The following is a 9,081-nucleotide window of genomic DNA, read 5'->3' as shown; positions in this document are numbered from 1 at the left end:
ACTTCTTCATCGGTCCGATAGCGTTTGGGATCGTCTGCAGTGGTGTGCATCATCAAGCGATAGGTGACGCACTCGATTAGTGTTGGCCCTTCACCGCTGCGTGCCCGCTGGACAGCCTCCTGTGCGGCGGCATAGACAGCCAAGATATCATTGCCATCCACCTGAATGCCTGGCATTCCGTAGGCCAGAGCCTTTTGCGCCAAAGTTTGCGATCGCGTCTGCTGAGACACCGGTATGGAGATCGCCCATTGATTGTTTTGACACACAAAGATTACCGGTGACTGGTAAACAGCTGCAAAGTTGAGCGCTTCATGAAAATCACCCTGTGACGTGGCACCATCGCCAAAGTAAGTCATGGCGACGTTGTCTGTTTGCCGATATTTGGCAGCCCAGCCCAATCCAACAGCGTGAATCATCTGTGAGCCTACAGGAACGGATATGGGAAAATCATTGCGGTCGTCCGGAATCGCCACCCCTTCATTAAAGCCGTTATTGTAGATGATGATACTTTCAAGGGTTCGACCACGCCACAACTCAGCCGCTGATTCACGAAAGGCGGGCACCATCCAGTCTGTTGGGCGCAAATGCGCTATGGTTCCCAGTTGCGCCGCCTCCTGCCCCGTGATCGGTGCAAAGGTGCCGATGCGACCCTGACGCTGAAGATTTAAGAGGCGCTCATCAAATTTGCGAGCCAGCAGCATGGTGCGATGGAGCTGTAAAAGGACATCATCGGGAATATCGGGTTCTAGATCCCTATCCAGTTTTCCTTTTTCGTTTAGAATCGAAAGCGTTTCCAATTTCTCAGAGATGGTTACTTTCTTCCGCGGCATTACATGCCTCCTTGCCTGAATGTTTTGCGATGAGAAAAAAAACTTAACTGAAAACGTGTTTTTATCCTGGTTTCCGCTGACAAAATTTATCAGGATAAAAATGATGCGGATTTTGGCGTAGTCAAGGGCCGAAAGCGATAAGGTATTGAAATTAAAATATTTACCCACCCATCCGCGCTACCAGGTACTGAATCCGGCAAAAAAGCTAATCCAAACAAATTCAGGCAGTTAAGTTTAATGCTGCAAAACAACGCTTGTGGAATGCGGCAAGACATTAGAGTTGTGTAGTGCATGGGTGGTTTTTAATTACATCGAAAAGGCTATGGAAAGGAGAGGTCAGGCCATTACAGCCCGTCCGCTGAAACCAGACTGTTAATTTGGAAACACGATGGGGTGATGTATAAAAAATAGATAGTATCCCGCTCAGTCCGGAATCATGAACCGTATCTGTCGGGTGGTTTTTTTTGGGTTGCAGGGCAAATTTGCAACGCTTCGGATAAAATAATACGGCCAGGCTACTCGACGATCTCGAGAACGGTGCGTTTGTTTTTCTTGGCTGACGCGGCGCCCAGGATTGTACGAATCGATTTGGCCGTGCGGCCCTGTTTACCGATGATTTTGCCCAAATCCTCTTTGGCCACTTTCAATTCCAAAACAGTCGCCTGACTACCTTGGAGTGCGGTGACGGCAACCTCTTCAGGATTGTCGACCAGTGCCTCCGCAATACGTTGAATCAGATCTTTCATTTCCATAAGCCCCTCCAATGCCTGTGCAACATGAAAAGCAAGGTGAATTCAGCCTCCCAAAATTCCAGCATACGCACAGTTAGAATTGCAAACTTTAGAAAACTGCTTGTTTAGTGCATTGAAATAAGGGTAACCATCCGTCGACGACGGTAGAATATGGTTTGGCTTACATTTGAAATCGGAAACGGTTTTACGATCTGATTGCAGTTGAGTCTTCCCCATTGTTCCAATACTATTTTAAATCGTTTTTGTAAATTATAAATTTGCTTAACTTGTTTTTTTGCTGTTTGTGTCTATACTGTTTAGTCAAATTGAACGAAGAGATAGTGGGATTGAATTCGTTTCGCCATCCCGTCATCTGGATCACCGCTTAAAGGAGCCAACATGGATTTTACGATTCCACCAGCACTTGCAAAAGAAATCATTGAATTCAAGCATTTTCTTAAGGACCGTGTCCAATCGAAACTGTCGGGATGGTATCGGCGTCAGGAAATACCAGCTGATTTTTTCCGTCAAATGGGGGCTGGGGGCTGGTTTGGTATAGCGCATAAGTCGGGCAAATTGGCCAAAAACAGCGCCTTGAGGGAAGCCTTAATTGCAGAAGAATTGGCCAAGGTCTCGCCGGGTGTGGCTGTGGCAGCACTGGCGCAGGTCGATCTGGGACTCGTCTCATTATATTTGTATGGCTCTGATTATTTAACGGCACAATATGGCAAATCAGCTGCGGAAGGAAAAACCTTGATGTGCGTCGGCAACACTGAGCGCATGGCCGGCAGTGATGTCGCCGGCATCCAAATGCGTGCTCGCAAAGTTAAAGGTGGCTGGCTGCTAAACGGTACCAAGGCCTATGTGACCAACGGGTATATTAGTGACCTGGGGGTGATTACAGCGGTATCAAGCCCTCGGGCGTCAAGAAATAATCGCATATCAATGTATCTGGTGGATCTGCATGCCAAGGGCGTTAAGCGCAAAAAACTCAATAAGCAGGTCTGGATTCCATCCGACCTGACCCGCCTGACATTCAGCGACGTCTTTGTCCCAAATGACCATCTTCTGGGTGGCCCTGGGCAGGGGCTTCAGCAGGTGCTGAGCGTTTTCACCAACAGCCGCGTCCCCATTGCCGCCATGACGCTTGGAACCGCCGTCGGCGCCTTTGAACTGGCGCTGGCCCATGCGAAAAAGCGCCAGATCTTCGGTCAGCCGATCACCGAATTTCAAGCAAAAGCATTCGAAGCTGCCGATTTTTTTGCAAAAATTGAGGCCGCCCGTTTGATGCTCTGGAAGGCTTGCTGGAAAATGGACCACAATGAGAATTTCAGGCAGGAATCCTCGCTGGCAAAATATTTGGCGGTTGAAATCACCCGCAATGTGACCACCTGGGCTGCGGATATTTTTGGCGCCGCATCCGTCATCCAGGATCATCCCATTCACAAGTTCCCCATGGACGCCTGGGCGTCATCCTTGGGTGAAGGCACCCAGGATGTACAGAAGCTGGTTATTTTCCGGGAGTTGATTAAACAATACACCTAGGGTCAGTAGTCCGTAGTTAGTTGTCCGTCGCAGACAATATGCAAACTGCTTTGTGGTTGCTCCGCATCATTTATCAACAACAAACAACTGACCACTGGCAACGGACTGTGAGGAAAAACTGCAAAAGTCAAAATCACCACCTGATTTAGATGCAACTATTTAAGGCGTCAAAACAATCTTCCCCAGCAGCTCCCCCTTCTCCATCATCTCATAGGCCTGGCGCCCTTCGCTGAGCGGCATGACCCGATCGATCACGGGTTTTAGTTTGCCGGCCCAAAGCAGCGCCATCACATCTCTAAAATCCTGATGGCTGCCCATAGTACTGCCGATAAGGCTAATTTGTTTACCGAAAATAAAGCGGATATCAATTTCCGTCTGAGGTCCACTGGTATTGCCGACAATAACGATGCGACCGCCGCGGGCCGCCGCCTGCATGCTGGCCGTTAACGTGGCCTTACCGACATTATCAACGACCACATCCACACCCCGCTTTTCGGTCAGTCTATAAATCTCTTTGCCCCAGTCGACTTTGGAACGATCCAACACCACATCAGCGCCCAATTCTTTGGCCAGTTGCGCTTTTTGATCATTGCTTGCGACCGCATATACAAAGGCACCGGCAAGTTTGGCAAGCTGGATGGACATGCTGTTAACCCCACCCCCGGAGCCGACCACCAGCACAGATTCACCGGCACGCAGCCCTGCCCTGTCGATGAGCATACGCCAGGCAGTGAGGGTCACCAACAGGGGTGCTGCTGCTTCCGGATAATCCACTTCATCCGGCATCGCCGCCAGACCATTGGCCGGCAGCACGATGTATTCTGCGGCACCGCCACGTTGATGTTCACCGAGGACATGATAGCCGGGGCTGACACAATCTTCACCCCGCGCGGTAAATTCATCTTCAAACAAATTAACACCCGGATCCGCGACGACCCGCTGCCCAATCTGCCATTGGGTAACGCCTTCACCGAGCTCAGCAACCTCGCCGGCCACATCGGCTCCGCACCAATGCGGCATTTCAAGCTTTAAGCCGGGCCAGCCCCGCCGCACCCAAATGTCCAGAAAATTTAATGCTGTTGCCCGCACCCGCACCTTGACCTGCCCGGGCCCGGGCTCCGAGTCCGGCACATCCCCATATTGGATGACATCCAACTCACCATGTTCTTTAAAGTACAATGCTTTCATGGTGTTCCTTCTCTTTCTTTAGGGGTTTATTCCCAGAGAATCATGTAACGCACGCCAAGCGAATTCTTTGCAGGTTGGGCCCGTTGCCCGTTGAGCCCGTTGGCCGGCAAAAATTCAAGGAACATCCGGTTGCTGAGCCGTTCAATATCATAAGAGGTCATGTTTTTTTTTGGAAGGCGCTATGCTATTTGTGCCCCATCGGTATGTTGTGGCCTCATATTTGGGATGATCGGCAGCCAGGCTTTGGGATAGCGTTAATGCCGGTCTAATCCCAAATATCGGCCACAGGCAACTTGCCAATCACAGCGCCTGGAGGAAAATGACATGTCCTTTTTAGCATTCATATTTAGCGTTCTTAATTTCACGCTATATCGAACTGATGTCGAAAGCCTCCCCCCACGCCTCAATCAACTTATCAGTTCGATTACGAAGTCGTTTGGCAATGATGTCACACAGGCGATGCATGACGGCATACCCCAGGGTATGGTCCTTATCGAACATGGCTTTCAACGCGTCGGCCGGTATGGCAATAACGCGGCAATTTTGCGAACATACGGCTTTGACGGTTCGTTTTGATGGTCCGACAACCGACGCCCATCCAAACACCTGACCCTCGGCAACCGTATCGACAATGATCTCTTTTTCTTCATCGACAATGGTGGCCTGAATGGCTTCTTCGTATTCGATGTCTGTTTTTAAGACCCTGTCCTTAAAAATGAGGATCAAATCGATTTCACCTTCTAAAAGGCCATAGAGATGTGTTGCCGGCTCTTCCACCTTAAAAATGACATCTTGTGCTTTAAACTCAAAAATTTCGCCTTTCTGGGCAATGGCTTCCAATGTCTCTGGCGCGACATCGGAAAAAAATGAAAACCCTGCCAGCATATTTTTCTCAGGCATATTTATCCTCCCTACTATTTACCTAAAATGAGCGTTTCAAATTTAAAAAGGATTATACTTTGTTTTATAAGGAATTCTATCGATTTTGATTTTTTAAATTTGAAACCCTTCGGGCTTGCCGATCTTACCGCATCTACGGTGTTAGATGCCGTCCCGCATAGATCACTATAGCGAAACGGCATCTGCCGAGTAGCTGCGGCAACCTCGACAAGCGCTCAATTTAGGAATTGAAATATTGTGTCGTGTTCCTAGCTTTGTTGAAATTAAAGCAATTATTGGTATTATCGCATCAGATCCGTTTACTTTAGCATTCATCAAATTAAGATATAGACCCGACCTTCTTGTTTAGGCACTATTCCTTTTTTGCTTTTTGTTTGACAGCCCGTTTGATCTGTCCCAGACATTTGGTGATGGGGATTTCTTTGGGGCACACCTCGGTGCACCACCACATGGTTTTACATCCCCAGACACCGTTATCAGAGTCAATTTTTTCCAGACGCTCCTCCGTTATGGAATCACGCGAATCAAAGATATAGCGAAAAGCACGCAGCAAGGCAGCCGGACCCAGATAATCCGAATTGGCCCGGTTAATCGGACAACCGGCAGTGCAGGAGGCACACAGGATGCATCTGAGCGCCGGTTCAATAAACTCCTGATTTTCAGCCTCCTGGATAAATTCTTTACCCGAATCGTTTTTGCCGGCTATCAGATAGGGCTGCACCTGGCGGTATTTTTCCAAAAATGGCTCCATATCAACGATCAAGTCTTTAACGACATCAAACAGCGGCAACGGTTCGATCACAAAATTATTGCCGGTTTTGAAATCACGCACCAGTTTCTGGCAGGCCAGTTCAATACGCCCGTTGATCATCAGGGCATCCGATCCGCAGATCCCGTGGGCACACGAAGATCGAAAAGCCAGGGTCGGATCCTGCTCCCACCTGATTTTGTTTAAACAATCCAGAATCTTGTCGGTCGGTTCGGCATCGATCTCATATTCCTGGTAGCGCGGTTTTTCATCCGCAGCAGGGTCATATCGATAGACGGTAAAGTGACACTTCATCTTAGTATTTCCTCTCTTTGGGCTCAAATTTGGTGATATTAACCGGTTTGGAGAATATTTGCGGCCCCTTGACTGCATTGTGAAGCGCCATGGTGTGGACCAAAAATTTTTGATCGTCACGCTCCGGAAAATCTTCCCTGGAATGGGCCCCACGGCTCTCTTCACGGTTTAGCGCACTAAGTGTAATAACTTCAGCCAGATCCAGCAAATGGCCCAACTCGATGGCATCCAGCAGATCGCGATTGAAACAGTTCCCTTTGTCCTGGATGGAAAGATCTTGATATCGCTTTTTTAGCTGCGCAATTTTTGCGAGCGCCGTGCTCAGTGAGTCTTTTTGACGGAAAACAGACACATTTTCCATCATGCTTTCCTGCAGCTCGGCTCTGATGGGCCCGCTGTTTTCTTTACCGCCACTGTTCATCAATTCTTTGATCATGTCTGCATCTTTTTTCTCCGGTCGGGCCGGCAGCTTTGGTCGGGAGACCGATGGTACAAACGCCTTAATAGCGATACCGGCCCTTCGTCCGAAGACCAGCGTATCGAGCAGCGCATTGCACCCCAACCGATTGGCGCCGTGTACGGACACGCAGGCACATTCACCGGCAGCATAAAGCCCCGCAAAGGCTGTATTTTTCTCATCTACGATCACACAACCATCGGCATCGGTGGCAATACCGCCCATCATATAATGGCAGGTGGGCTGGACCGGGATGGGCTCTTTAATCGGATCAACGCCGGCATAGGTGCGCGCGAAGCTGGTAATTTCGGCTAACTTTTTGTCGATCACATCTTCACCCAGGTGCGTCAAATCCAGGTGAAAATAGTCTTTGCCGTCGATACCCCTGCCGGCTCGCATTTCCTCTAGCATGCACCGCGAAATCATATCACGCGGTGCTAAATCCTTGATGATCGGTGCATACCTTTCCATGAAGCGTTCACCATCATTATTCAACAAAATGCCGCCTTCGCCGCGTGCCGCCTCACTGATGAGAATGCCCAGCTTATAAATTCCTGTCGGATGAAACTGAACAAATTCCATATCTTCCAGGGGCGCACCGGCTCGATAGGCGATGGCCATGCCATCGCCGGTACTGGCAAAAGCGTTGGAGGTGGTTTTGTAAATCTTGCCGGCCCCGCCTGTAGCGAGCATGACGGCCTTGCTCTTGAATACATGCAGCTTTCCGGTGGATAGTTCATAAGCCACCACACCGCAACATTGTCCATCGTGAACGATTAAAGACAGCATCTGGAATTCATCGAAAAATTCAATCCCTCTGCGTAAACTTTGCTCCCAGAGCGTATCCAAAATAACCCGGCCGGTGCGGGTCGCCGCATAGCAGGCCCGCTTTACCGGCGCCTCGCCAAAATTGCGCGTGTGCCCGCCAAAGGCTCTTTGGGCGATTTTGCCCTCCGGTGTCCGATTAAACGGAACCCCCAGGTTTTCCAGCTCATAAATGGCCCGCGGTGCATCATTGGCCAGAATCTCGATCGCATCCTGATCGCCCAGATAATCACTGCCTTTGACCGTATCAAACATGTGCCATTCACAGTGGTCTTCTTCTTCATTGCCCAGAGCGGCGCCGATGCCTCCCTGAGCCGCACCGGAGTGGGAGCGCGTCGCAAAAACTTTGGTCAGAACGGCGACATGAGCATCTTTTCCGATCTCAACCGCCGCGCGCAGCCCGGCCAAACCTGCGCCCACGATAATCACATCATATTGGTGTTGCATACCTCACCTCTTTATGGACCATTGGTTATTAATATGGGAATTAAATGTGTTCGTAACCATTTTGATAATCATTCGGTAGAGCTGCAAAAGGCGTTAAACGTGCACGTTTAAACGGTTGAGTGGAAAGGAAAGGAACCGATCCGATAACAGATTGCTTATAAATCAGCTGGGTTTAAATTGTAAAGAAGTTTTTAGCGGTAATACAGGCCAGAAATATAGATTGCTGGCTATCGCGTTCTTACGGTTTCAACACCAGTAGAAACCCACCCGCTGGTATGTTCGTGTCGAAAAGCCGCATGTCGATTCTATTTTCTAATAACAAGATGATGCTTGACTTTGTCGCTCCAATAGATAAATTTAGATAATAGTTATAAACGCTTAATACAGCTTGCCTTTTGCAAATTTCAATCATGATTGCGGCTCATCTAATCGAATCGACACGATTCCGAATCTGACTTTCGCTGCTGGTTCTGGGCACTGGCAAATAACGACAATTGTTGCCATCGTTTTAATTCTACAATCGTTGTGCACAAACGGCCATGTAAGCTAAGGCGGACAATGCTAAAGTCGAAAATATTTCTTGCGCCATCAAACGGACAAAAGAGTGAAGCATAGCGGGCATATTCTTAACTGCAATGGGCTTTGAGGAAATTGAACATACGGCTGATCATGCCTTGAAGGTTTACGGCAAAGATCTCACGGAGCTGTTTATCAGTGCGGCTCAGGGGATGACATCCCTAATGACGGCAGATATATCCGACGTTTCAGCGGAAATTGCAAAAGCCGTTAAATTAGAGACGATCGATACAGAAAGCCTGCTTGTAGAATGGCTCAGTGAACTGGCTTACTGGGCTGAAGCTGAAATGCTGATTTTTAAGACATTCAACATTCATAAGCTAACCGCAAACGTTGTCGATGCCAGGGTCATTGGTGGCAGAGCGCCTGCATTGGACAAGCAAATTAAGGCGGTAACGTATCACAATTTAAATATTGTGAAGACCCACCAGGGTCTTGAGGCCATCATAACCTTCGATGTCTGATACAGGCATGCAATAAAACCTTTCAAAACCTTCGGGTTTTAGAATCAGGGGGCTA

At 48.8% G+C, this 9,081-nt stretch carries 8 protein-coding genes; 2 read left to right on the top strand and 6 right to left on the bottom strand.

Features of this window, described 5'->3' with window-relative positions; translation table 11 throughout:
* Together QNJ26_20050 and QNJ26_20045 are read right to left on the bottom strand one after the other, a co-directional pair.
* On the bottom strand, positions 1 to 830 hold an 830-nt coding region (locus QNJ26_20050), incomplete at its 3' end, for a thiamine pyrophosphate-dependent dehydrogenase E1 component subunit alpha (GenBank protein MDJ0987846.1).
* 515 nt (positions 831 to 1,345) lie between these two features.
* Positions 1,346 to 1,576 (bottom strand): KH domain-containing protein, encoded by a 231-nt coding sequence (locus tag QNJ26_20045; GenBank protein MDJ0987845.1) that lies wholly within the window; start codon positions 1,574 to 1,576, stop codon positions 1,346 to 1,348.
* Between the two features lie 384 nt (positions 1,577 to 1,960).
* On the opposite strand from QNJ26_20045, the gene QNJ26_20040 reads away from it, so the two are divergent.
* A complete protein-coding gene (locus tag QNJ26_20040; GenBank protein MDJ0987844.1) occupies positions 1,961 to 3,106 on the top strand; it encodes an acyl-CoA dehydrogenase family protein in 1,146 nt (381 codons plus the stop codon).
* Positions 3,107 to 3,265: 159 nt separating this feature from the next.
* On the opposite strand, the gene QNJ26_20035 is transcribed toward QNJ26_20040, so the two are convergent.
* The 4 genes from QNJ26_20035 to sdhA form a co-directional block, all read right to left on the bottom strand.
* Complete coding sequence (locus QNJ26_20035; protein MDJ0987843.1) at positions 3,266 to 4,294, bottom strand: zinc-binding dehydrogenase; 1,029 nt, start codon at positions 4,292 to 4,294, stop codon at positions 3,266 to 3,268.
* A gap of 366 nt (positions 4,295 to 4,660) precedes the next feature.
* Complete coding sequence (locus tag QNJ26_20030; GenBank protein MDJ0987842.1) at positions 4,661 to 5,194, bottom strand: Crp/Fnr family transcriptional regulator; 534 nt, start codon at positions 5,192 to 5,194, stop codon at positions 4,661 to 4,663.
* Positions 5,195 to 5,546: 352 nt separating this feature from the next.
* A complete protein-coding gene (locus tag QNJ26_20025; protein ID MDJ0987841.1) occupies positions 5,547 to 6,257 on the bottom strand; it encodes a succinate dehydrogenase iron-sulfur subunit in 711 nt (236 codons plus the stop codon).
* 1 nt (position 6,258) lies between these two features.
* Entirely contained in the window at positions 6,259 to 7,986 is a 1,728-nt protein-coding gene (gene sdhA, locus QNJ26_20020) for a succinate dehydrogenase flavoprotein subunit (GenBank protein MDJ0987840.1), read from the bottom strand.
* A 635-nt stretch (positions 7,987 to 8,621) separates the two neighbouring features.
* On the opposite strand from sdhA, the gene QNJ26_20015 reads away from it, so the two are divergent.
* Positions 8,622 to 9,026 carry an archease gene (locus QNJ26_20015; protein MDJ0987839.1) on the top strand — a complete coding sequence of 135 codons (405 nt, stop codon included), beginning with the start codon at positions 8,622 to 8,624 and terminating at the stop codon, positions 9,024 to 9,026.
* The last annotated feature ends 55 nt before the right edge of the window (positions 9,027 to 9,081 follow it).

The sequence above is a fragment of the Desulfobacterales bacterium genome (assembly GCA_030066985.1).
Taxonomy (GTDB): domain Bacteria; phylum Desulfobacterota; class Desulfobacteria; order Desulfobacterales; family JAHEIW01; genus JAHEIW01.
Note: the sequence above shows the minus strand (reverse complement) of the source record. Positions and strands in the feature narration are given on the sequence as shown.

Coding starts and splice junctions, on each gene's coding strand:
- QNJ26_20015 (MDJ0987839.1), top strand. CDS start 8,622: ATGGGCTTTGAGGAAATTGAACATACGGCTGATCATGCCTTGAAGGTT.
- sdhA (MDJ0987840.1), bottom strand. CDS start 7,986: ATGCAACACCAATATGATGTGATTATCGTGGGCGCAGGTTTGGCCGGG.
- QNJ26_20045 (MDJ0987845.1), bottom strand. CDS start 1,576: ATGAAAGATCTGATTCAACGTATTGCGGAGGCACTGGTCGACAATCCT.
- QNJ26_20040 (MDJ0987844.1), top strand. CDS start 1,961: ATGGATTTTACGATTCCACCAGCACTTGCAAAAGAAATCATTGAATTC.
- QNJ26_20030 (MDJ0987842.1), bottom strand. CDS start 5,194: ATGCCTGAGAAAAATATGCTGGCAGGGTTTTCATTTTTTTCCGATGTC.
- QNJ26_20035 (MDJ0987843.1), bottom strand. CDS start 4,294: ATGAAAGCATTGTACTTTAAAGAACATGGTGAGTTGGATGTCATCCAA.
- QNJ26_20025 (MDJ0987841.1), bottom strand. CDS start 6,257: ATGAAGTGTCACTTTACCGTCTATCGATATGACCCTGCTGCGGATGAA.